Origin of the sequence: Streptomyces sp. NPDC060049 (genome assembly GCF_042736715.1) — a bacterium.
Lineage (GTDB): Bacteria > Actinomycetota > Actinomycetes > Streptomycetales > Streptomycetaceae > Streptomyces.
This window is the reverse complement of sequence record NZ_JBHWVV010000002.1, coordinates 347,307-370,247: the sequence shown is the minus strand read 5'-3', so window position 1 is coordinate 370,247 and position 22,941 is coordinate 347,307. Positions and strand designations below refer to the sequence as shown.

Below are 22,941 nucleotides of genomic sequence, written 5' to 3'. Positions count from 1 at the left end.
GAAGGCCGCGATCTCCAAGTGCGACTTGGATAAGCCATAAGGCAGAGTTATAGGGGCATAAGTAGGGGGTGGGTTCTGGGTTAGGCTTGCCTCAGTTTAGTGTTCCCTTGATCGAGTCAATTCGTCGTTCGAAGGGAACCAGACATGCCTCGCCCCCTGCGGGTAGCAATCGTCGGTGCCGGCCCCGCCGGCATCTACGCCGCCGACGCCCTGCTGAAGTCCGAGGCGGCAACCGAGCCGGGTGTGTCCATCGACCTGTTCGAGCGGATGCCGGCGCCCTTCGGTCTGATCCGTTACGGCGTCGCCCCCGACCACCCGCGCATCAAGGGCATCATCACCGCCCTTCACCAGGTGCTCGACAAGCCCCAGGTCCGCCTCTTCGGCAACGTCGACTATCCGAACGACATCAGCCTCGACGAGCTGCACTCGTTCTATGACGCGGTGATCTTCTCCACCGGCGCCACCGCCGACCGCGACCTCACCATCCCCGGGGTCGAGCTCGACGGCTCCTACGGCGCCGCCGACTTCGTCTCCTGGTACGACGGTCACCCGGACGTCCCGCGCACCTGGCCGCTGGAGGCGCGGAAGGTCGCCGTCCTCGGTGTCGGCAACGTCGCCCTCGACGTGGCCCGCATCCTCGCCAAGACCGCCGACGAGCTGCTGCCGACGGAGATACCGGCGAACGTCTACGACGGCCTCAAGGCCAACGAGGCGCTCGAGGTCCACGTCTTCGGCCGCCGCGGCCCCGCGCAGGCCAAGTTCAGCCCGATGGAGCTGCGCGAGCTGGACCACTCGCCGAACATCGAGGTCATCGTCAACCCCGAGGACATCGACTACGACGAGGGCTCGATCGCCGAGCGCCGCAAGAACAAGCAGACCGACATGGTCGCCAAGACCCTGGAGAACTGGGCGATCCGCGACACCGGCGACCGCCCGCACAAGCTCTTCCTGCACTTCTTCGAGTCTCCGTCCGAGATCCTCGGCGAGGACGGCAAGGTCGTCGGACTGCGCACCGAGCGCACCGAGCTCGACGGCACCGGGAACGTCAAGGGCACCGGCCGGTTCACCGACTGGGACGTCCAGTCCGTCTACCGCGCGGTCGGTTACCTCTCCGACGAGCTCCCCAAGCTGCCGTGGGACGTCGCCTCCGGCACGGTCCCGGACGAGGGCGGCCGCGTCATCGAAGCGGGCGCGCACCTGGCGTCGACGTACGTCACCGGCTGGATCCGCCGCGGCCCGATCGGCCTGATCGGCCACACCAAGGGCGACGCCAACGAGACGGTCTCCAACCTCCTCGCCGACCACGCGAACGGCCGGCTGCGGACCCCCGCCGCCCCTGAGCCGGAGGCCGTCGAGGCCTTCCTCGCCGGCCGGGAGATCCGCTTCACGACGTGGGAGGGCTGGCACAAGCTGGACGCGGCCGAGAAGGCGCTGGGCGAGCCGCAGGGCCGAGAGCGCGTGAAGCTGGTCGAGCGCGAGGACATGCTCAAGGCGAGCGGCGCGTAGTCCCGGGCTCCGGGTGGTGCCCGCCGCGTGCGGGCCCACCCGGACGACCGCGCGGCCCGGCCCTGCGGCGGCGCCTCACCCACCGGGGCCGCGCACGACCGTCCCGAGGTGTGACGGAAGTCTGACGAAAGCCCGCGCCCCCTGGCCGCGGGGGCACGGCCGGTGGTCGAATCGGCGCGTGAGCACAGAACAACGACCGGATCCCGACGGCCCCGACGGCTCCGAGGGGCGCGTCGGCCGCGACGCCGACGGCTTCGGCGCCCCCGTAGGGCGGCGGCTGATCCTCGGCATGGTGGGGCTCGGCGCCCTCGGCCTGGCCGCCGCGCCCCGCCTCCAGTCCGGCCTCGACGCGGTACTGGGACGGGCCTCCGCGTCGGACCCCACCGGCCTGACCGGACTGCTGCCGGGCGGCGGCGGGTTCCGCTACTACTCCGTCGCCTCCTCGGTCCCCCACCGGGGCCCGGCGGACTACCGGCTGACCGTCGACGGCCTGGTCGAGCGCCCGGGCTCGTACACCCTCGACGCGCTCCGCGGCCTGCCGCAGACCCGCGTCGTCCGCGACGTCCAGTGCGTGACCGGCTGGCGGGTGCCCGGCACGCCTTTCGAAGGGGTCCCGCTCTCCCGGCTCCTGGACGCCGCCGGGGTCCGCCCGGAAGCCCGCGCGATCCGCTTCACCTGCTTCGACGGCACGTACACCGAGAGCCTCACGCTCCCGCAGGCCCGTCGTGACGACGTGATGGTCGCCCTGCGGATGCGGGACGAGCCCCTCAGCCACGCGCACGGCGGCCCGGTCCGTCTCTACGTCGCTCCCATGTACTTCTACAAGTCGGCGAAATGGCTGTCGGGCATCACGCTCACCCAGGACGTCCGCCCCGGCTACTGGGAGGAACTCGGCTACGACGTCGATGCCTGGGTCGGCAAGTCGAACGGACGAGACGATGCCCCGACGGTCTGAACTCCCCGGCCGGATCCGCCGGTTCACCCCCGCCGAACGCTGGATCCACCGGACCACCGCCGCACTCACGGGGCTGTGCCTGGCGACCGCCGGCTGCCTCTACCTGCCGCCGCTGGCCGAGATCGTCGGCCGCCGCCACCTGGTGGTCACCGTCCACGAATGGTCCGGGCTGCTGATCCCGGCCCCCGCCCTGCTGGGGCTCGCCTCCCGCGCTTTCCGCGCCGACCTGCGCCGCCTGAACCGCTTCGGCCCGCACGACCGGACCTGGCTGCGTTCCGCGCTGCGCCGGGACGCGCGGCCCGCCGGCCGCCCGGCGGGCAAGTTCAACGCCGGTCAGAAGCTCTACGCGAGCTGGAGCGCCGGTGCGGCCCTGGTCATGCTCGGCACCGGCCTGCTGATGTGGTTCACCGGGCTGGCCCCGCTGCCCTGGCGTACGGGCGCCACCTTCGTCCACGACTGGCTGGCCATCGCGCTGGCCGTGGCCGTCGCGGGGCACGTCGTGAAGGCCCTGGCCGATCCGGAAGCCCGGCGCGGCATGCGTACGGGCTCGGTGGCGGCCGAGTGGGCCCGGCGCGAGCACCCGTTGTGGCGTACGCCGTCCGCCCGCGGGGCGGCCGCCGCTACTCCTGCGGAACCGCCGCGTCCAGGGCTTCGGTGAGTCGCCGCAGCCGGTCCTGGAGATCCCTGATCTCGCCGAGCTCGAAGCCGGTCGCCGTGGCGATCCGCCGGGGCACCTCGACGGCACGGGCGCGCAGGGCCGTACCCGACTCGGTCAGCCGGGCCTGTACGGACCGCTCGTCCTCGGCGCTGCGCTCGCGCGAGATCAGCCCGGTCGCCTCCAGGCGCTTGAGCAGCGGGGACAGCGTGCCCGAGTCGAGGCGCAGGTGCCGGCCGAGCTGTTTGACCGGCATCTCCCCGTGCTCCCAGAGCACCAGCATCACCAGGTACTGCGGGTAGGTCAGCCCGAGATCCTTGAGGATCACGCGGTAGAGGCCCCCGAAGGCGCGGTTCGCCGCGCCCAGCGCGAAGCAGATCTGGCCGTCCAGGCGAAGGAAGTCCTGGTCGGGGTGGGTGGCGGGCGGCTGCTCGGTCATGGGAACCAGTCTACTCGGCGCTGCTGTGTCGACAACTGAATTGTGCACAACTTAATTGTGTGCAATATTCATGGGGCGAGGTCGCCGACCGACGGCCCCGCCTCCGCCCCGTGAGAGGAACCCCGAGATGGACGCGCTCTACACCGCTGTCGCCACCGCCAACGGCCGCGAAGGCCGCGCCGTCAGCTCCGACGGTCAGATCGACCTCGCGCTGGCCATGCCGCAGGCCCTCGGCGGAAACGGGCTGGGCACCAACCCCGAGCAGCTCTTCGCGGCCGGCTACGCCGCCTGCTTCGCCAGCGCGCTCGGACTGGTCGGCCGCCAGGCCAAGGTCGACACCAGCGAGATCTCCGTCACCTCGGAGGTCTCCATCGGCAAGGACGGCGCGGGCTTCGGGCTCGCCGTCGTCCTTCGCGTGGAGCTCCCGGACGCCCTGGAGGGCGAGACCGGCGCCCTGCTGGTCAAGCAGGCGCACGAGGTCTGCCCGTACTCCCGGGCCACCCGCGGCAACATCCCCGTCGAGCTCGTCGTCGAGTAGTCCCCGGTTCCCCCGGGCCCCCGCACCACGCGGAGCGGCCGTCCTCCCCGTCAGCCCGCCGCACGCGCGGCGCGGACGGCGGGCACGGCCGCTCCGGCGTCAGAGCGTCCGGTCCAGCAGTGCGAACAGCGCCGCCCAGTGGCGCTCGTCGCCGGACTCGTCGTAGGTGGACGTGTCCGCCAGCGTGTAGCCGTGCGGCGCGCCCCCGTAGACCTCGGCGCGGTGGCGGACACCGGCCGCGGTGAGGGCCTTGTCCAGCCGGTCGATCTGCTCGGCGGGCAGTGACGGGTCCTGGTCCGCGTGGCCGAAGTACAGCTCCGCCGTCACCCCGGGCGCGAGCAGGTGCGGGCTGTCCGCCGCGTCGGTGGCCAGGGCCCCGCCGTGGAAACCGGCCGCCGCCGCGACCCGCCGCGGGTACGTGCCCGCGGTGAGCAGGGCCAGCCGGGCGCCCAGGCAGTACCCCGTGATCCCCACCGGACCGGCGGCAGCGCCGGGGAAGTCCGAGAGCCAGTCCAGGTACGCCCCCGCGTCACGCATCGCGAGCTCGGCGGTCAGGGAGTCCAGGACCGGGAGGACCCGGTCGAAGAGCTCCGGCTGCCGGCCGAAGTCGACGAACTCCGGCAGTTCGAAGACCGGTGTGCGCCCGTGGCGGTAGAAGAGGTTGGGCAGCAGCACCACGTACCCCGCGGCGGCGATCCGGTCCGCCATCGACTTGATGTGCGGACGGACCCCGAGTGCGTTCATGTACAGCAGGACCCCGGGGTACCTGCCGTCGCCGTCGGGCCGGGCCAGATAAGCGTCGGCTGTTCCGTCCCGTGTGACGATCTCCACGGATGTCCTGACTACCTCGCGTGCGGTCGTCATGGCCGTCCCCCCCTTTTCGTATGGCGAAGGCCGCAGACTACCGTGATCGCCGGGTCATCCCAGAGTGTCCTGAAATCGCCCTCTCCCACGTCAACCGCCGTTTTACTGTGGTCCGATGCCAGTCGTGGACATCAGTGCCAGCGCCGAGGACTTCAACGCCGACCCGTATCCCTACTACGCGAGACTCCGTGAGGCGGGCCCGGTCCACCAGGTCGTCGTCACGGCCGACGCGTACGAGCCGAGCTGGCTAGTCGTCGGCCACGACGAGGCGCGCCAGGCGCTCAACCACCCCTCCCTGTCGAAGGACTGGCGCGCTTCGGGGCACTTCCCCGACGCCCTCGTCACCGCGGTGAACGCCAACATGCTGGAGTCCGACCCGCCGCACCACACCCGGCTGCGCCGGCTGGTCGCACGGGAGTTCACCGCCCGCCGCATGGAAGGCATGCGTGCCCGCGTCCAGCAGATCACCGACGAGCTGATCGACGCCATGGCCGCCCGGCCGGGGCGCACCGCCGACCTCATCGACGCGCTGGCGTTCCCCCTGCCGATGACAGTGATCTGCGAACTGCTCGGCGTGCCCGACCTGGACCGCGCCCGCTTCCGCTCCTGGTCCAACGCGGTCGTCGCCCCCGCTCCCGGGGCCCCCGACAACACCGCGCACCGGCAGCTCGGCGCCTATCTCGCGGAGCTCATCGAAGCCAAGGCCAAGGACCCCGGCGAAGACCTGCTGAGCGCGCTGATCCGTAGCCGAGACGAGGACGGCGACTCGCTCTCGTCCGACGAAGTGGTCGGGATGGCCTTCCTGCTCCTGGTCGCGGGCCACGAGACCACCGTCAACCTCATCTCCAACGGCGTACGGGCCCTGCTCGCCCACCCCGACCAACTGGCCGCGCTCCGCGGAGACTTCGACGGACTCCTCGACGGAGCCGTCGAGGAGATGCTCCGCTACGACGGCCCCGTGCAGCACTCCACTTACCGCTACGCCCGCGAGGCCCTGGACCTGGGCGGCACCACCATCCCGGCCGGGGCCACCGTACTCGTCTCCCTGGCCGGCGCCGACCGCGACCCCGCGCGCTTCCCGCAGCCCGACACCTTCGACATCCGCCGCGCACCCCAGGGCCACCTGGCCTTCGGCCACGGCCTCCACTTCTGCATCGGCGCGCCCCTGGCCCGCATGGAGGGCCGCATTGCGATCCGTTCCCTGCTCGAACGCTTCCCCGGCCTGAGCGAAGACCCGGAGGCGGGCCCGCCGCCCTGGCTGACCGGGAGCCTGATGCGCGGCGTGAGCCGCCTCCCGCTGCGCTGGTAGCCCGGCCGGCCGGCCGGCGTCCGTCGTGTACCCCGTGCCCGCGCGCACCGGCAGGGGTGGACGCGGCCGGGATGCCGCAAGCCCGCCGGCCGACCGACCCCCGCATCGGCCGCCCGCCGTGAACGCCCCGCCGGTGAGGACCGGAACGATCTCGCAAAGGTCCACTTCGGTCGCGATGGCCACGTCCCGGGCGAACCCGCCCCCCGCGAGTTCCCGGCCCGACGCGCTGCCGGCGACCGCGGCGCCGACGGTCGGAGTCGCGCGGGGGAGCCACCTCGGCGCGACAGGGCATGGCGGCGGCGACAGGGCATAGCCTCGACCCCATGGACACCACCGGCGAAGGCGGAGACCCGGCCTGTCACCTCCACCTCCTGTGCCCCGTCTGCGGGGCGTTCGCCTCGCAGCGGCTCGCGCCCTGCTGCGTCCGGTGCGCCGGGCCGGTCCGCCACCCGTGGCTGGGGGTCCTGCGGCCGGACGCGGAAGGCCGGCTCGTCGGCGGGATCGACATCGATCCCACGGTCCGGCCGGCCGCTGCCAACGGGGACACGGACTGCGGCGTGACGATCGGTCCCGGCGCGGCCGGCGCCGAGCCCGTCGACCTCGACGGCGCGGCGGCACGCATCCGCCGGGTCCTCGAAGGGCTGGAGACGCTCAAGGACTTCGCCCTCGCGCACGCCCCCGCACACCGGCGGAGCCACTTCGACGCGACGGACGGGACGGACGGGACGACCCCGCGGGACCGGCTGTTCCTCGACGGGTTCGACGTGGTCTCGCCGGACGCGATGGACGTCTCCTTCGACTGCGGGGACCTCGGCACGCTGCTGGTCCGCCTGGACGGCTCCGGCCGGGCCCGGGAGGTCAGGCCGGACGCCTGAGCGCGCGGCGCCCGGGCCGGGGCCCGAGTGGGGGCCGGTTTCAGCCGGTGTCGCCCCGCGCGAGGAGGCGTACGGCCTCGGTCAGGCGGGCGCGGCGGATCTCCGGGGTGAGGGCCTGCAGGAGGGGGAGAACGACGAGGTACCGGCCGGTCCGGTCGAGGGCCTCGAAGGCCTTCCGGGCCGCCGGGTCCGCCGCCAGCGCCTGCGTGACGTCGGGCGGGACCTCCGCCGTCCGTTGGGAGGCGTAGGCCCCCGCCCAGCGGCCGTCCTCCTGCGCCTTGCGCACCTCGGCGAGGCCCGGCTCGCGCATGCGGCCCATGGCCGTCAGCTCGGCGACCTTGTCCACATTGACCTGCGACCACAGGCTGCGCGGCCTGCGCGGCACGTACTTCTGCAGGTAGTACCGCTCGTCCAGGGACCGCCGCTGCCCGGAGATCCAGCCGTAGCAGAGCCCGATGTCGACCAGTTCGTCCGAGGAGACCGACGCGATCCCCGAGGCCTTCTTCGCCAGCTTGACCCACACGCCCTCGTGCCGGGCGTGGTGCCCGGCCAGCCACTCCTCGAAGGCCCCGCCATCCGCGAAGGCGATGACCTCTGCGCCGTCCAGCTCGTCCATGCGGCCAGATTAGTGCGCGCCCCCGGGAGCGGGGAGGGTGCCGGGGGTGCGGGATAATGATCTCGGCGCGGGCCCGGTCCGCGCCGCACACCCGGAACGACCCGAGATGGAGCCCCCGATGGACGTACGTCACTTCGAGCGGATCACCGCTTTCATCGAGGCGCGGCTCACCCCGCTCTTCGCCGAGGAGACGGGCAGCGACAACGGCTTCGCGATGGACGACACCTCCCGCGCCCTGCGCGCGCTGCGCAACGCGGCGCTGGAGGCGTCCGTCGCCAAGGGGCTCATCGAACAGCGCGCGACCGCCGAGCCGGCCGTCCGCCGGGTCATCGACCAGGCGGTCGAGCACCACTGGGACGTCCTGCGCGGAATCGCCCGCCAGTGGGAGGACCACGCCGATTTCGTGCGGGAGTTCAAGCGCCACGCCTGGGAGCTGGACGAGGCGCCCGCGACGGCCGCAGCCCAGTAGGGGCCGAGGAGGAGTAGCCGCTGTGCGGGCCGGGGGCGGGGCGGCTACCGCAGGTCCATGCCCGGGTCGTCGATGACGCGTTCCTTCTCGCTCTGCTCCTGCAGGCGACGGGCCTTCTCCCGCAGCCGCCGGCTCTCCTCGGGGTCGGCCGACCGCGCGGCGGCATCGTTCAGTTCCCGGGCCTTGTCGCGCAGCTGGCGGGACCGGCCGTGGGTTTCGCCTGCACTCATGATCACTCCTGGCGCTGAGGGGGAACGGCGCGTGCGACCCAGCGAACCAGCCGCACGCTCCGCGCGCATCTCGAACCGTCACCCGAGGTGAACGGACTCACCACCAGTACGCGGGATACCTCGGTGCCGCGCGCCGCGCACGCGAGGCGGCGTACCCGGTGAGGACGATCAGGAGGGTCGCGCCGAACAGCAGGGGGACGAACCGTGCCGCCGCCGGAGTCTGGAGCACGACGACGACGGCCGTGGCGCAGGCGGGTGAGTGCGGGGTACGGGCGAGCATGACCAGCGCCAAGGTGACTCCGGCGGCCACGGCCGCGGCCCACGCGCTGCTGCCGGCGACGGCCAGGACCCCGTAGCCGACGCCGGCCCCCAGCATGTGTCCGATGACGACCCCCCGCGGCTGCGCCAGTGGCAGCGTCGGCGCGCTGTGCACCAGGGCGGCGCTGGCGGCCAGGGGCGGTATGAGGATCGGCTCGTGGAGCAGGGTGCCGATGGCCACGAGCCACAGCAGTACCGCGGTCGCGGCGCCGATGCTGTGGATCGCGGCGGCGGCCGTGGGCCGGGCGGGAGCCCGGCCGGCGATCGCTCGGCGGCGGGACGCTCCAGGGGGCGCGGCGGGCGCCGGAGCGGGGGCGTCGGGGGTGGACGGAGGGTGGAGGGCGGTACTCATCGGGGCAGGCAGGTTTCCGGGCAGGGCGGCCGTCGGCCGGGCAGGGGCGGGGCGGGAGCGGTCGAGGCGGCGCCGCGGGAGCGGCGTCGTGCCACGGCGGCGCGGCGCGGAGCGCGCCGTGTTCGACGGCCGTCCGACCTCGCGCCTACCCGGGGTGTGGGCTGCGCGTTCCGTTATGACCCTATCCGCAGGCCTATCGGCCCCTGCCCGCGGGTCCGGCGACCGCCCCCGGCCTGGCGCTACACGGTGACCTGGCCCTACGCAGTGACCCGGCCCCACCCCGGCCGCCGAACCGGCCGGGCCGGAGCCCTACCGGGGCCCGGCGCCGGCCCCGGCCCACCGCCCTCACGCGTTGGGGTCGAAGGGGATCCCGGCCGGTTTGGCCTTGGCGAGGTGGCCGTTGAACTGCCCGTCCTTGATGCCGAGGAGGGCGCTGCCGAAATCGGCCTGGCTCAGCTTGTCGCGCAGGCCCGCGGGGTAGCCGTTCCATCCGACCAGCGGCGGGTACTGCCAGGTCCCCTTGTGGTTCTCCGGCGGCTCGTCGTTGGAGTTCGCGGCCCGGAAGCAGTGCGTGCTGATCCCGTCCTTGTGGTAAACGATCTTCGGGTGGGTCCCGTCGAAACGTATCTGCGAAGCGGTGTGGACCTTGAAGCCGCCGTGTGCGGAGGTCGAGACGTAGGCGACCTGGTCGTTCTGTATCCACACCACGACGTGCTCCCAGTCGTGCCGGTGTCCGGCACTGCCGGGGCCCAGCGACACCTGGTCCTTCTCGAAGTAGAGGGCGTACATGACGGCGCACCAGCCGTTGTTGCACTTCGCGCGGGAGTAGCCGTTGGTGTTGTTCAGGTCGGAGAGGTCGCGGCAGCTGCCGTTGACGTCGCCGCCCATCTTCAGGCCCCCCGCGATCGTCCCGTCCGGGCCGATGGCCGGCGTGGAGTAACAGCCGTCCCGGTCGTAGTCGTAGGCGGGCTGGAAGGTCTGTTCCAGCCCGTCCGCGTTGGCGGGCAGGGCCGGGGGCGGCGCGGCGTACGCGATCCCCGGGACGGCGAGGACCAGGGCCGCGGCCCCCGCCGTGGCCGCCAGCATCCTGCGGACCCGCCGGCCCGGCCCCCTCGGGGATCGTTTCGCGGGCGGTGCGTCGGCCATCGTGTCCTCCTCATCGGTCACACGGGACAACACCCGTGTGGGAATGCGGAGTTCAGCATTCACGGCTCCCGCCCCCAGGCCAAGGGGCGGGAGCCGCCGGTTGTCCGGGATGAGCCGTCAGCCGCGCTCCGGGAGGTCCGCCTCCGCTGCCGCCGGGCCGAAGGCGAAGCCGCGTGCGGTGGCCGGGCCGGCCGCGGGCGCCTTGCCGCAGAAGGCCGCCTCGAGGGTCCCGCCCAGGGCGGTGTTGGCCTGGCCCCGGTTGGAGGTGTTCGCCATCGCGGACAGGGCGCGGCTGCCGTCGCGCGTGGTGAAGGCGTAGGTGTAGAAGCCCTGGACGGTGCCCGTGTGCCCGTAGACCTGCGTACCGCAGGAGAGGTCGTACCGGCGCAGACCCAGCCCGTAGAACCGGGTGTTCGTTGTGTCGGTCGGGGTCATGGTGAGCATCGCGTCCAGCGTGCCCGGGCGCAGCAGCTTCCCACCGAGCAGGGAGGACATGAAGGTGCTGAGGTCGGCCGCGTTCGAGATCATCGCGCCCGCGGACTGCGCCCAGGACACGGTCTGTTCGGTGGAGTCGACCAGGGGGCCACCCGCCTCGTCGGGGTGGAGGTAGCCGTTGGCGTGCAGGCCCTTGATGGCCGTGCCGGGGTGGACGTACGAGGTGTTCTTCAGTCCGAGGCGCTTGATGATGCGCCGGTCGTACTCCTTGGCCACCGGCTTGCCGGTGGCCTTCTCGATCAGCATGCCCACCACGACGAAGTTGGTGTTCGAGTACTTGTACGCCACTCCGGGCTCGGTGGTCCTCGGCTCGGCGAGCGAGAGGCCGACGAGCTCGTTGTACGTGAACACCTTGTTCCGGACCGCCTCGAAGCCGGGGACGGTGTGCTCGAACATCGAGTTGGTGTAGTCCGCCAGACCGCTCCGGTGGGTCAGCAGGTGGCGCACCGTGATCCGGTCGTCGGGCAGCAGGCCCGGGAGGTAGCTGTTGACCGGCCGGTCGAGCTCGATCTTTCCCTCGTCCACCAGTTGGAGCAGGACGACGGTCGAGAACGTCTTGGTGACACTGCCGATCCGGAAGCGGGCCCGCGGGTCCATCGCCGCGCCCGTGGTGCGGTCCCGGACGCCCTCCACCCTGCTCTGGACACCGCCCGGACCGGTGAAGCGGGCCATCGCGCCCGGCGCTCCGGCCGCCGTGGTGTTGCGCAGAGCCTGCGTCAGCGCCTCCAGATCGGGCGTGACGGCCGGCTGGACGGCGGACTGCGACAGGTCCTGCGCGGCGGTCTGCGCCGCGGACCCCGCTACGGGCGCGGCGTGTGCGGCGGTGGCCGGCAGCAGGCCGCCGGCCACGACGGCGAGCAGGGCGGCACCGACGGCCAGTCGGCGTTCGAGGGAAGGGGAAGGGGACGGACGCACGTTGCTCCTCGACTCGGGGGGTGGTTGGTCGTGTCCGACCTTACGGATGATCAAGGGGAGGTAGGCGCACTTTCCAGCCAAGCCGGTCCCAGGACGCAAATGTCCGTCATCCGCGCCCGGCTGTCGTGAAGTTGGGGCCAGGCGTAGACCTCGGCAGCGGGGCCGGGCGCGACCACGGCCTCCGCCGCCCGCCCTACCCCTGCGGGCAGTCGCGGACCGCGCGTACCGGCAGGTCCGGAACCAGCGCCTGGCGCTCGCGCGTCCCGATGCCGCTCCCCACACGGCAGATGGCCGCCAGTCGCGCTCGGGGGTCCGGATCCCAGAGCCTGACCGTGCCGTCGTTGCTGCTGCTCGCGACGGTCCTGCCGTCGGGGGAGAAGGCGACGCCCCAGACCGCGTTCGTATGACCGGAAAGGGCTGCCCGGAGCCGGCGTCCGGCCACGTCCCACAGCCGCACCGTACGGTCGTTGCCGCTGCTGGCCAGCGTCCTGCCGTCGGGGGAGAAGGCGATGCCCCGCGCGGAGCCGGTGTGGCCGGTGAGTACGGCGGTGACGCGGCGCCGCCCCGTGTCCCACAGCCGGACCGACCCGTCGTTGCCGCTGCTGGCCAGGGTCCGGCCGTCCGGGTCGAACGCGACGGCCCGTACCGCACCCGCATGACCGGTGAGCGCGGCGAGCGGACGCCGCCCGGTGACGTCCCAGAGCCGGACCGTCAAGTCGTCCCCGGCGCTGGCCAGAACCCGCCCGTCGGGGCTGAAGGCGACGTCGTTGGCGAAGTCCGTGTGCCCGGTGAGGATGGCGAGGGGCGCGCGGGCGGCGGCGTCCCACAGGCGTACGGTGCCGTCGGCTCCGGCGGAGGCGAGGGTGTGGCCGTCGGGGGAGAAGGCCACCGAGAACACCGTGCCGGTGTGCCCGGCGAGGGTGGCGAGGGGCGCGCGGGTGGCGGCGTCCCACAGGCGTACGGTGCCGTCGGCTCCGGCGGAGGCGAGGGTGTGGCCGTCGGGGGAGAAGGCCACCGAGAAGACGGTCTCGGCGTGCCCGCTGAGGGTGGCCCGGACCCGTCGTGCGGCCACGTCCCACAACAGCACCGTGTGATCGGCGTCGGCCGTGGCCAGCGTCCTCCCGTCGGGGCTGTAGGCGGCGTGCCAGACCTCGGTGAACGGACGCGCCGTCAGCACGTACCCCCGCAGGTCCCACAGCACGACGGACTGGTCGAAGGCGGCGGTGGCCAGCACCGTACCGGCGGGGTCCATCGCGACCGCGAGCACGTAGTCGGTGTGCCCGGCGAGCGTCGCGGTCGGGCGGCCGCCCCGGACGTCCCACAGCCGCGTCGTGCCGTCGCCGCCGGCGCTGACGACCGTCGCACCGTCGGGCGTGTAGGCGACGGCGTTGACGTCGTCGCTGTGCCCGCTGAGGGTGGCGAGGACGGAGTGCGCGGTGACGTCCCACACCCGCACGGTCCGGTCCACGCCGCCGGTCGCGACCGTGCGCCCGTCCGGCGCGAAGGCCGCCCCCAGGACCTCTCCGGTATGGCCCTCCAGCACGGCGAGCGAACGGGCCCGCGCCGTGTCCCACAGGCGTACGGTCCCGTCGGCGCCGGCCGACACGAGCGAACGGCCGTCCGGCGCGTACGCGAGGGAGTTGACCCGCGCGGCGTGCCCGCTCAACGTCGCGATCTCGCGGTGGTCGTCGGCCGGGTCCAGCAGCTGGACGGTGCCGTCGGCGGCGCCGATGGCGAGGGTGTGCCCGTCGGGGGCGAAGGCCAGGGCCCTGGCGCCCGCCGTGCGCGAGGGCAGCGCCACCGCCGGGCCGGCCCCGGCGCCGGACCTCGCGACGGGCAGGATCCGGACCGGCCCGCCGGTGGAACCGGCCGCCAGGGTCAGCCCGTCGGGGCTGAAGGCGACCGCGCGCACCCGGCCGGGCAGGGTGAAGGACGCGACCGTGCGCCGGTCGGACACCCGGCGCACCAGTACCCGCCCGTCGGAGCCGGCCGTCGCCATGAGCGCGCCGCCCGGCGCGAAGGCCACCGAGTTGACCGGTCCGCCGTGCCCGCCCAGCCGGGCCAGGAACGGCTGCGACTGGGTGCTGAGCAGGGCGCCGCGTGCCTCGGGAGTCGCCTCGGCGCGGTAGGCCTCCTCGGCGAGCAGCATCGAGGCCTCCGGCTGGCCGGCCGCCAGCGAGAGGGACCGCGCGGCCAGGGCCTGTGAGCGGGCGGTCCGCTCCTGGCCGAGCGCCGCGGTGCGCTGCTGGTACGCCACCGCGCCGGCGCTCAGCGCCAGCACGAGCAGGACGACGAGCGTGGCCAGCATCCGCTGGCGCAGGCGTACTTGGAGGCCGGTCTGGCGGCGCCGGCTCTCCTGCGCCGCCCGGCTCGCCCGGAGGAACTCCGCTTCCCGGGGGCCGAGCCTGCCCGCGTCGAGCTCGTCCGCCCAGGCCCCGGCGGTGTCGAGGCGGGTGCCGCGGTAGAGGACGGACGGGTCGCGTCCCTCGCGCACCCACTCGTCGGCGGCCTGGGCCAGTTGCTGGTGGACGAGCAGCCCGGCCCGGTCGGCGTGGATCCAGCCGCGCAGCCGCGGCCAGGCGTGCAGCAGTGCTTCGTGGGTGATCTCCACGGTCGCGCTGTCGGTGGTGACCAGCCGGGCCCGTACGAAGGCGTCGAGGGCGGCCGACGTCCGGTCGGCGTCCGCCTGCCCCTCCAGCAGGGCGGTACGGCTGACCCGGCGCCGGGTCGGTACGGCCCCGTCGGCGATGTGGACCAGCCGTACCAGCAGCCGCCGGATCGTGCGCTGTTCGGACGGGTAGAGGCCGGCGAAGACCTGCTCGGCGCTCCGTGCGACGGCGCCCTGGATCCCGCCGGCGTACTCGTATCCGGCGACGGTGAGGGTGGAGCCCTCGCGCCGCTGCCAGGTGGCCATCAGCGCGTGGGAGATCAGGGGCAGGGCGGCGGAGGGCGCATCGCCGGGCCAGGCCTCAGGACCGGAAGCGGAACCGGAACCGGGCTCCGGGCGGGCCTCCGGGGCGGCGTGCGGGCTGCTGTACGGGCCGGAGTGCGGGCCGCTGTACTGACCGGGGAGCTGGGCGCCGTGCGGTGCGGCCCGCTCATCCGCCTCGTGCACGCCGACGTCGCGCAGGAGCAGCGGGACCAGCCCGGGTTCGAGGGTGAGCCCGGCGAGCTCGGCCGGACGCGTGATGGACTCCCGCAACTCCGCCACCGACATCGGGGGCAGGACGAACAGACCGTCGGCGAAGACGGCCGCCAGCTCGGGCAGGTCCAGGCAGTCCCCCGAGAAGTCGGCCCGCACACCGAGCACGACGGCGGCCGGCTCGTACCCGGTCCGTGCGGGCCCGGACACGGCGTGCAGGACCCGTACGAAGGCGCGGCGCTCCTCCTCGTCGGCGCAGAGGGTGAACAGCTCCTCGAACTGATCGACCAGCAGTACCGGCCGCACGGTCGGGGGCCGCCGCTCACCCGGCCCCGGCCCCGACTCCCGGTCCGGGGCCGCGTCCGGCCGCGCACGGCCGACGTCCGCCCGCCGGTGCACGGCTTCGAGCAGCCGCTCCGGGCGGGAGCGCACCTCCCGCGGACTGATGCCCAGGTCACCTCCCAGCGCCTTGGCGGCGGCGTCGAGGAGCTCCTGCAGCGGGTGCGCGGTGGGGGTGAACCTGACGACCGGCCAGCCGTCGGCGCCCGCCACCGGGAAGTCGCCGCGCCGCAGGGCCGCTACCAGACCGGCGCTGAGCAGCGAGGACTTGCCGGCGCCCGACCTGGCGACGAGCAGCAGCGGCCCGCGGCCCAGGCGTTCGAAGAGCCGCTCCACGAGGGCTGACGTGGCGCGCTCCCGGCCGAAGAACCATCCGGCGTCCTCGGGGGTGAACGCCGGCAGGCCCCGGTAAGGGCACTCGCCGGGCGACTGCGAACCGGGCGACTGCGAACCGGGCGACTGCGAACCGGGCGGGGCGCCGGAGACGGAACCGGCAAGTGCTCCGGCCCCGGAACGGGACGGTCCCGCGACGCCGGAGGGCGCTGGGGCCGGGGGCCCCGGCCCCTCGCTCTCCGGTACCAGCCGCAGGAGTTCGCCCTCCGCCCGCAGCACCCGGTCGCAGCAGCGCGCGACATCGGCGGTGACGGGCTTCGCCCCGGTCTCGATCTTGCTCAGGTAGCCCTTGCTGTAATGGGTCTCGCGGGCGAGGTCGGCGAGCGACAGACCGCGCTGCACGCGCAGACGCCTCAGCTGGGCGGGAAAGGGTGCAGGAGGTACCGGGGGTGCCACGGGCGCCGCGACGTCGTCCGTCGAACCAGTCGGTGTGTTGCGGCGGTCGGCGGTGCGTCCGCGGTCCGGGTCCCCCAAGACGTCCCCCATGGCAATGCGCGCCCAGGCTGTGAGAGGCAGAAGCCCAGGCTAGCGCGGGGGTCGTGGGGCCGACCGGCCATTCGTGCGGCGTGGCGTGAAACAAGGGTGCTCCGGAGCCGCCCGGCGGCCGGCTCCGGAACACCCTTGCGAACGAGCGGTCGGCTACGGCCGGTCGAGGGTGATGGAGTTGATCGGCCCGAGGTCGGCGTAGACCCCGGTGCCCTGGGCGATCACGAAGCCGCAGCGGGCGCCGTTGTAGCCGGTGCACAGGTGCGTGGAGGCGCCGCCGTACTGGTTGTTGAAGACCCAGTGGTTGCCGTACTGATTCTTCAGGTTGTGCGCCCCGTAGCTGTAGAAGATCTGGCTGGGCTTGACGGCGGGGTTCTGGTTCCGGGGGTAGATGCAGACCGCCCCGTTCGGGCAGCCGGCCCACGTGTAGGCCGGCTGCGCGCCGGCCGCGCCGCCCAGGGCCAGGACGGCGGCCGTGGCGGTGGCGAACGCGGCGGCTCCGCGGATCATCTTGCGCATGATGTCCCCTTGTGGGTCTTGCTCCGTGTTGACTTCCCCAGCCTGTCCCCGGCGGGCCCGGGGTCGCCGGGTTTCCCGTCGCCCGTCGCCTGCCCTGCCGGGAAACCGCCCGTGACCAGCGAAATCATCGGGGGAGGGGCAACAGTCGCGGCTCCTTGGCCCAGCGCGGGTGAGACCTTCGGGCGAACGCGCTGCGCGCCGCGCAGGGCGGCCGCCGCCGGGGTGATAGCCCGAGGGGACCAACACACCCCGGAGGTGCGGCCGTACATGACCAGGCTACGCGCGACGCGGCCGGTACGCCGTCCGACAGGTCGGCCGCGCCAGGCGGGCCCGCGCGTCGTCCCCCGCGCCGGTGCGGGCGGCGGGGCGGGGGACGACGGCGCGAAGGTGTCCCCCGGCCTGCGGACGGCGGCCGCCCACGCCTGGCGGCTCCTGGTCGTCGGCGCGGCGGCGTACGCCGTGTTCGCCGTCCTCGGACGGTTCCACGAGATCGCCCTGGCCCTCTTCCTGGCGCTGGTCGTGGCCGCGATGCTGCGGCCGCCGGCCGACCTCCTGGCCCGGGTGATGCCCCGGACGCCGGCCGTGGGCTGCGCGCTGTTCGTCAGCGTGGTGCTGGTGCTCGGCACTCTCGCGCTCGTCGGTGAGGCGGTGGCGGGGGAGTGGCCCGCGCTGGTGAGGGAGTTCAAGGACGGCCTGGAGCGGATCCAGGACTGGCTCAGCGGCCCGCCCTTCCGGATGGACTCCCACCTGCTCGAAGACCTCCAGTCCCGGATCGGTACCTACCTCTCCAGCCATCGCTCGACCCTGCTGAGCACGGCGCTCAGCGGGGCGGGACGCGCCGTGTCGGTGCTGACCGTGGCGGCCCTCGCACTGTTCTGCTCGGTCTTCTTCATCCACTCCGGCGACCGGCACTGGAGCTGGTTCTGCGGGCAGCTCCCGCAGGGCGCGCGGGAGCGGGTGGCCGTGGCCGGGAGCGCGGCGTGGCGGACCTTCACCGGCTACACCCGCGGCATCGTGCTCGTGGCCGCGACCAATGCCCTCCTGGTGGGCATCGCGCTGTTCTGCCTCGGCGTTCCGCTGGCCGTCCCGCTCGCGCTGCTGGAGTTCGTCGCCGCGTTCGTCCCGCTCATCGGCTCCCCGGTGGCCCTCGGCGTCGCCGCGGTCGTCGCCCTCGCCACCCAGGGGCCGCTGGTCGCGGCCCTGGTGGTCGCGCTCATCGTGGTCATCGGCCAGATCGAAGGGCACCTCCTGCACCCCTTGGTGATGAGCTGGGCCGTCCGGCTGCACCCCATGGTGGTGGCCCTGTCCGTGGTGGCGGGAGCCATCGCCGCCGGGATCGCCGGCGCCGTGGTGGCCGTTCCCGTGGTCTCGGTCGCCTGGTCGGTCCGCCAGTGCCTGCGCACCGGTGGAGGGGTCCGGGTACCGTCCCGTGCCGGGGCAGGGTAGAACTGCTCTGCGAAAGAGGGGGACGGGATGCGGCGCGGGATACGCGAGTGGTTCCTGGGCGCGGCCGACGGAGAGATACGGGCACTGGAGGACGTGCCCGGCATCGAACCGGAGCGGCTGCGCGAACTGTGGTGCGCCGAACCGGAGCTGATGCTGCGCCTCGACCGGCTCTACGCGGCTTCGCAGCGGGCCTTCGAACGCCGTACGCGGGCCGCCGCCGCCGAGGACCTGCTCCGTGCCCTGCGCGCCGTCGCCCGGGGCGCCGACGTGGCCCGGCTGGACTCGGCGGTCGCACTCGCCGGGTCCCGGCTGGAGGCCGACACGGCGACCGCCGGGGCGCGGGGCCTCAACATCGGCCTGACCTGCGGGGTCGTGGTCAGCCCGGTGGTACTGGTCGTGGTCTTCGCCCTGGGGGCGTGGCTGCCCGGCCTCTTCGGCGTCGACTTCGGCTGCCAGGAGCGGCTGGCCCTCGTCCACGCCCTGGTGTGCTTCGCGGGCGGCGCGCTGGGCGCCGTCTTCAGCGTGATCATCCGACTGCGCGACCCCCACCGGCTCATCCGGTCCCGGGCGGGGCAGGGCACCCTGGACGCCGATCCGGTCCAGCTGTCCCAGGCGCTGCGCCAAGAGGGCTGGTACCGCGTGGTGGTGGGGTGGTTCCTGGCCACCTCGCTCTTCCTCCTCGTCAGCGGCGGCGTCCTCACCGTCCTCACCCCGCCGCTCACCCCGTCCGAACTGTGCGGACCGGGACCGCTGACCGCCGCCGGGCACGAAGCCCTGGTCAAGGCGTGGTTCTTCTGGGGCGCCGTCGGCTTCCTGGCGGGCCTCAACGAACGCTGGGCCCGCGGCCTGCTGCGCCACCCCTCCGCCCCGCGCGACGAGGGCGGGCACGAGGGCGGCCCGCACCGCTCCTAGGACGGGGCGCAACGGCTGACGAGAACCGCTGGGACGGTGCGGAACGGCTGAAGACAACCGCCGCCGCCGGGAGACGGCCGATGTGCACGGTGCGCCGACGGCTACGCCGGCCAGCGTGATCCGCGGGAGGCGGTTAGCGTCGGGGGATGAGCACCGAACCGCGCACATTCGAGGTCCTACTGGTACCCGAGCACGTGGTGGACGGATCCGACGACGACGCCGTCCGCTCGGCCGTCGTCGCGCCGACCGGCCAGAACGGCGCCTCCGGCTACCCGCGCTACGCGGGGGACGGGATGGTGGCCGACATCGACCCCGTCACCCGAACGGTGCAAGCCATCCTCGTGGACGGCTCCGAACTCGACTACGGCCTCAAGCCCGTCCTGCGCCAGGGCACCTGACGGACCGGAGACCGGACCCGCGACCGGAGCGCCGGCCCCGACAGGCACGACCGGACCCCACGGACCCGACCGGAGCGGCGGCGCCCGACCGGACCGGACACGCCCGGCCCGGTCCGATGTGACCTGAGCCGGCTGCGCCGGCCCGCCCGCCGCTACTCGAAACGGCTGGTGTCGCCCGCGCCCCGCCGGACGATCTCGGCCTCGCCGCTGGAGAAGTCGATGACCGTGGTCGGCAGCGTTCCGCATTCGCCGGAGTCGACCACCATGTCCACGACGTGGTCGAGCCGGTCCTTGATCTCCCAGCCCTGCGTCATCGGCTCGCTCTCGTCCGGCAGCAGCAGCGTGCTGGACAGCAGCGGCTCGCCGAGCTCGGCCAGCAGGGCCTGGACCACGACGTGGTCGGGGATGCGCACGCCGACCGTCTTCTTCTTCGGGTGCTGGAGCTGGCGCGGAACTTCCTTCGTCGCCGGGAGGATGAAGGTGTAACTGCCGGGGGTGGACGCCTTGATCGCGCGGAAGACGTCGTTGTCGACGATCACGAACTGGCCGAGCTGCGCGAAGTTCTCGCACACCAAGGTGAAGTGGTGCCGGTCGTCGAGCCGCCGGATCGACCGGATGCGGTCGACACCCTCACGGTTGCCCATCTTGCAGCCCAGCGCGTAGCAGGAGTCCGTCGGATAGGCGACGAGCCCGCCGGAGCGGATGCTGTCGGCGATGCTGCCGATGGTGCGGGGCTGGGGGTTCTCGGGGTGTACGTCGAAGTACTTTGCCATCCACCGAGCCTACGGGATCCGGGGTTCCGGTACGGGACGCGCCGTCGGCCGGCGGTCGACCGGACCCGAACGGATAAGTGGCTGATTGTCCATTTTATGTGGCAATTTATGCTGCACGCGTTCGTGATTGCGATCATATTCTTTGGGTCGGGTGCGCTTATTGTTCGGCGGTGTACATAGGGTGCGGGAATCGGCGGCCTGTCCGTGGCCGATGAATCACGCACGAGGGTTTCCCATACATGACCGCCACGTCTCTCCCGCCTGCCGAAAGCCCCCTCCCCACGGGAGTCCGAAGAGGGGCTGAAGCCCAGGTCGGCGGGGTGAAACGGAATCTAGGATTCCTTTCCGCTCTCGTGGCCGCATTCATATCCATGACCGCCTACAGCGCCGGCCTCGCCGCGCACGGCGTGTATCCCTTCGGCGCGATACCGCGCGCCGACAACGACCTCCGCCACCAATACGTACCCTTCCACGCGCACCTGTGGGACCTCCAGCACGGAAAGGCCCAGGGCGACCTGCTCTTCAACTGGCAGAGCGGCTACGGGGTCGGATTCCTCGGAGACTTCTTCACCTATCTCACCAATCCGTTCTCCTGGCTGGCCGGCGCCCTGCCCCGCGGGCACGCCGAGTTCTCCGTCTACCTCGTCAGCCTCTTCAGCATGGGCCTCGCCGCCGCCCTGATGACCGTCTTCCTCGGCCGGCTCCGCCCCGGCTCGCCCTGGCTGCGCGCCCTGCTCTCCGTCGGCTACGCCGTCTGCGGCTGGGGAGTCGCCGAGGGCACCGTCGTCCCGATGTGGACCTGGGGCCTGGTCGCCGTACCCATGCTGGGCATAGCCGCCGACTGGTGCCTGACCGGCCGCCACTGGGTCCTCGGCAGCCTCCTCGTCGCCCTCTGCTGGTTCGCCAACTTCTACACCGCCGCCATGGCCACCCTCGCCACCGCGCTCGTCTTCCTCGTACGGCTCCTGCTCGCCGACACCGACTGGCGCACCCGGGGACGCGCACTGTGGCGGGCCGCCACCATGACCGGCACCGGACTGCTGCTCGCCGCACCGGCCGTCCTGGTCTGCGCCCGGGCCAACCAGCGGTCCCAGCCCACCGAGCTGTACGTCGTCAGCGTGAGCACCGATCCGCTGACCTACCTCTCGATGCTCATACCGGGCACCCACCCCGGCCTCCCCGCGCCCAACATCTACGCCGGCGTGCTCGTCCTCCTCCTCGTGCTGACCCTGCCCTTCCAGTCGAAGGTCCGCGTCCGCGAACGCGCCGCCTGGTTCGCACTCCTGCTCCTCACCGCGGTGACCTTCGTCCTCACGCCCACGGCCAAGCTCTGGCAGGGCGGGGCCCTCCCGCACGGCGCCCCCTTCCGCGAGTCCTTCGTCCTCAGCGGCATGCTCGCGATGGCCGCCTGGATCTGCCTCGCCCACATGCCCCGGCCCCGCGCCCTGCTCGGCGGGGCGGCCCTGCTGGCCCTGCTCGTCGCGGTGACGTACGACCTCCCGCCGGTCAACCGGTACGCCCTGACCGGAGTCCTGGCCGGCGGCGCCGTCACCACGGCCCTGCTCCTCGTCTACGCGCGGGGCCTGCGCCGCCCCGCACGCATGGGCGTCATGGTGCTGCTGGCCGTCTCGGTCTTCGCCGGCACCACCTACGCCGTCTACGGCAACGCCGTCGTCGACGACCCCCGCCGGCGCGGCCCCGTCCGCCCGCAGACGATGACCACGCTCGGCGCGGACGCGCACCGCACCCTGCGGGATCGCGAGGACTGGCCCGCCACCCGCTCCGACGCGGGACCCGAGGTCTTCGTCACCAACAACGACGCGATGCTCGTCGGCGGCCAGGGCGGCGCCTACTACAGCAGCTACGTGAGCGTGGAAACCGCCCGCGGACTACGCGGCCTCGGCCTCGGCCAGGCGATGGGCGGCCGCCACCTGTGGCCCGCCCACGACCCGGTCCTGCGGGCCCTGCTCGGTGTCGGCACCGTCCTGGAACCGGCCGGCGAGAACGGCGTCACCGCCCGCACCGTGCCCGCCCCGCCGCTCGTCACCCTCCGCCCGCCCGGCAGCGACCAGGCGTACGGGGCCCCCGAGGGCTCGGTCTGGGCCCGGCGCCACGCCGCCCTCGGCGCCAGGGTGTACACCGTGCCCCCGCTCTCGCGCACCGGAGGGCCGGCCGCGCCCGACACCGGGAGGGGGTTCGCCCTGCCCAGGGCGGACGGCGAGGCCGAGGAGCACTGGACCGCCTTCTCGTCGCGGTGCGCCCCGGGGGAGCGGGCCTTCCTGTACGCGCCCGACCTGTACGCCACCGTCCAGGTCCGCGGAACCGGCCACCGCGAGAACTTCTTCGGCAAGCCGCCCGCCGTCAGCGCACCGCTCAAGGAACTGGGCACGGTCCCGCCCGACGGCCGCTTCGAGTTCTCCGTCCGCGCCCCGAAGGACGGCCAGCTCCTGCCGCCCGACGCGCTCGGCTGCCTGGACCCGGCCGCCTTCGACGCGGCCGTGACCCGTCTGAAGGCCACCGGAGCCACGGCCGTCACCGCCGGCGGCCACACCGTCGAGGCACGGCTCCCCAAGGCCTCGAAGGGCACGGCGGTGCTCGCCACCACCGCGTCCCCCGGCTGGACCTGCTCCGTCGACGGGGGCCCGGCCCGCGCCCCGGTCTCGTACCAGGGCCTGATGGGCGTCCCGTTGGGCGCCTCGGGCGCCGAGCGGCTCTCCTGCTCGTACCTCCCCGAGGGACTGGGCGCCGGCCTGGCCGGCACGGGTGCGGGCACCCTGCTCATCGGGGGCGTCCTCGCCGCGACGGCGTGGCGGCGGCGCCGCGAGCCGTGATCATTTGCGCCTCGGCAGGC

General features: G+C 73.4%; 21 protein-coding genes. 11 read left to right on the top strand and 10 right to left on the bottom strand.

The annotated features are described in order from the left end of the window. The first annotated feature begins 144 nt into the window (after nt 1-144). The 3 genes from ACFWBY_RS04440 to ACFWBY_RS04430 all read left to right on the top strand — a co-directional run bounded on the left by ACFWBY_RS04440 (nt 145) and on the right by ACFWBY_RS04430 (nt 3,119). Complete coding sequence (locus ACFWBY_RS04440; RefSeq protein ID WP_385329862.1) at nt 145-1,506, top strand: FAD-dependent oxidoreductase; 1,362 nt, start codon at nt 145-147, stop codon at nt 1,504-1,506. Between the two features lie 289 nt (nt 1,507-1,795). Continuing rightward, a complete protein-coding gene (locus ACFWBY_RS04435) occupies nt 1,796-2,461 on the top strand; it encodes a molybdopterin-dependent oxidoreductase (RefSeq protein ID WP_385330283.1) in 666 nt (221 codons plus the stop codon). Beyond that, on the top strand, nt 2,445-3,119 hold the full coding sequence (locus ACFWBY_RS04430) for a cytochrome b/b6 domain-containing protein (RefSeq protein ID WP_385329859.1): 675 nt from the start codon (nt 2,445-2,447) through the stop codon (nt 3,117-3,119). The genes ACFWBY_RS04435 and ACFWBY_RS04430 overlap by 17 nt, the downstream gene beginning before the upstream one ends. Here ACFWBY_RS04430 and ACFWBY_RS04425 read toward each other — a convergent pair. Then, on the bottom strand, nt 3,082-3,555 hold the full coding sequence (locus ACFWBY_RS04425; RefSeq protein WP_385329856.1) for a MarR family winged helix-turn-helix transcriptional regulator: 474 nt from the start codon (nt 3,553-3,555) through the stop codon (nt 3,082-3,084). The genes ACFWBY_RS04430 and ACFWBY_RS04425 overlap by 38 nt on opposite strands. Nucleotides 3,556-3,682: 127 nt before the next feature. On the opposite strand from ACFWBY_RS04425, the gene ACFWBY_RS04420 reads away from it, so the two are divergent. Further along, nucleotides 3,683-4,093 carry an organic hydroperoxide resistance protein gene (locus ACFWBY_RS04420; protein ID WP_385329853.1) on the top strand — a complete coding sequence of 137 codons (411 nt, stop codon included), beginning with the start codon at nt 3,683-3,685 and terminating at the stop codon, nt 4,091-4,093. A gap of 99 nt (nt 4,094-4,192) precedes the next feature. On the opposite strand, the gene ACFWBY_RS04415 is transcribed toward ACFWBY_RS04420, so the two are convergent. Continuing rightward, nucleotides 4,193-4,957 (bottom strand): dienelactone hydrolase family protein, encoded by a 765-nt coding sequence (locus ACFWBY_RS04415; protein WP_385329850.1) that lies wholly within the window; start codon nt 4,955-4,957, stop codon nt 4,193-4,195. A 115-nt stretch (nt 4,958-5,072) separates the two neighbouring features. Here ACFWBY_RS04415 and ACFWBY_RS04410 point away from each other — a divergent pair, with 115 nt between their 5' ends. Next, nucleotides 5,073-6,266 (top strand): cytochrome P450, encoded by a 1,194-nt coding sequence (locus ACFWBY_RS04410; RefSeq protein WP_385329847.1) that lies wholly within the window; start codon nt 5,073-5,075, stop codon nt 6,264-6,266. Between the two features lie 323 nt (nt 6,267-6,589). Further along, nucleotides 6,590-7,141 (top strand): hypothetical protein, encoded by a 552-nt coding sequence (locus tag ACFWBY_RS04405; RefSeq protein ID WP_385329845.1) that lies wholly within the window; start codon nt 6,590-6,592, stop codon nt 7,139-7,141. A 40-nt stretch (nt 7,142-7,181) separates the two neighbouring features. Here ACFWBY_RS04405 and ACFWBY_RS04400 read toward each other — a convergent pair whose 3' ends face one another. Further along, complete coding sequence (locus ACFWBY_RS04400) at nt 7,182-7,757, bottom strand: YdeI family protein (RefSeq protein ID WP_385329843.1); 576 nt, start codon at nt 7,755-7,757, stop codon at nt 7,182-7,184. 118 nt (nt 7,758-7,875) lie between these two features. Between ACFWBY_RS04400 and ACFWBY_RS04395 the strand changes: the two genes are divergently transcribed. Next, nucleotides 7,876-8,226, top strand: coding sequence for a hypothetical protein (locus ACFWBY_RS04395; RefSeq protein ID WP_385329840.1), 351 nt, complete (start codon nt 7,876-7,878; stop codon nt 8,224-8,226). Between the two features lie 44 nt (nt 8,227-8,270). Here the strand turns inward: ACFWBY_RS04395 and ACFWBY_RS04390 are convergent, their stop codons facing one another. The 6 genes from ACFWBY_RS04390 to ACFWBY_RS04365 form a co-directional block, all read right to left on the bottom strand. Beyond that, nucleotides 8,271-8,456 (bottom strand): DUF6381 family protein, encoded by a 186-nt coding sequence (locus tag ACFWBY_RS04390; protein ID WP_385329837.1) that lies wholly within the window; start codon nt 8,454-8,456, stop codon nt 8,271-8,273. A gap of 97 nt (nt 8,457-8,553) precedes the next feature. Further along, nucleotides 8,554-9,126 (bottom strand): HPP family protein, encoded by a 573-nt coding sequence (locus tag ACFWBY_RS04385; RefSeq protein ID WP_385329834.1) that lies wholly within the window; start codon nt 9,124-9,126, stop codon nt 8,554-8,556. A gap of 345 nt (nt 9,127-9,471) precedes the next feature. Then, nucleotides 9,472-10,272 (bottom strand): NPP1 family protein, encoded by an 801-nt coding sequence (locus ACFWBY_RS04380; RefSeq protein WP_385329831.1) that lies wholly within the window; start codon nt 10,270-10,272, stop codon nt 9,472-9,474. A gap of 117 nt (nt 10,273-10,389) precedes the next feature. Beyond that, nucleotides 10,390-11,682 (bottom strand): serine hydrolase domain-containing protein, encoded by a 1,293-nt coding sequence (locus tag ACFWBY_RS04375; protein WP_385329828.1) that lies wholly within the window; start codon nt 11,680-11,682, stop codon nt 10,390-10,392. Between the two features lie 193 nt (nt 11,683-11,875). Further along, nucleotides 11,876-16,042 (bottom strand): helix-turn-helix domain-containing protein, encoded by a 4,167-nt coding sequence (locus ACFWBY_RS04370; RefSeq protein WP_385329825.1) that lies wholly within the window; start codon nt 16,040-16,042, stop codon nt 11,876-11,878. 153 nt (nt 16,043-16,195) lie between these two features. Then, nucleotides 16,196-16,561 carry a hypothetical protein gene (locus ACFWBY_RS04365; RefSeq protein ID WP_385329823.1) on the bottom strand — a complete coding sequence of 122 codons (366 nt, stop codon included), beginning with the start codon at nt 16,559-16,561 and terminating at the stop codon, nt 16,196-16,198. A 267-nt stretch (nt 16,562-16,828) separates the two neighbouring features. Here ACFWBY_RS04365 and ACFWBY_RS04360 point away from each other — a divergent pair, with 267 nt between their 5' ends. The 3 genes from ACFWBY_RS04360 to ACFWBY_RS04350 all read left to right on the top strand — a co-directional run bounded on the left by ACFWBY_RS04360 (nt 16,829) and on the right by ACFWBY_RS04350 (nt 19,317). Beyond that, nucleotides 16,829-18,007: an AI-2E family transporter gene (locus tag ACFWBY_RS04360; protein ID WP_385329820.1), complete on the top strand. Its 1,179-nt coding sequence runs from the start codon at nt 16,829-16,831 to the stop codon at nt 18,005-18,007. Nucleotides 18,008-18,034: 27 nt separating this feature from the next. Then, complete coding sequence (locus ACFWBY_RS04355; RefSeq protein ID WP_385329817.1) at nt 18,035-18,919, top strand: hypothetical protein; 885 nt, start codon at nt 18,035-18,037, stop codon at nt 18,917-18,919. A 146-nt stretch (nt 18,920-19,065) separates the two neighbouring features. Beyond that, nucleotides 19,066-19,317 carry a hypothetical protein gene (locus ACFWBY_RS04350; RefSeq protein WP_385329814.1) on the top strand — a complete coding sequence of 84 codons (252 nt, stop codon included), beginning with the start codon at nt 19,066-19,068 and terminating at the stop codon, nt 19,315-19,317. Between the two features lie 152 nt (nt 19,318-19,469). Here the strand turns inward: ACFWBY_RS04350 and ACFWBY_RS04345 are convergent, their stop codons facing one another. After that, a complete protein-coding gene (locus ACFWBY_RS04345; protein WP_385329812.1) occupies nt 19,470-20,090 on the bottom strand; it encodes an L-threonylcarbamoyladenylate synthase in 621 nt (206 codons plus the stop codon). Between the two features lie 371 nt (nt 20,091-20,461). On the opposite strand from ACFWBY_RS04345, the gene ACFWBY_RS04340 reads away from it, so the two are divergent. Then, a complete protein-coding gene (locus ACFWBY_RS04340) occupies nt 20,462-22,921 on the top strand; it encodes a YfhO family protein (protein ID WP_385329808.1) in 2,460 nt (819 codons plus the stop codon). The last annotated feature ends 20 nt before the right edge of the window (nt 22,922-22,941 follow it).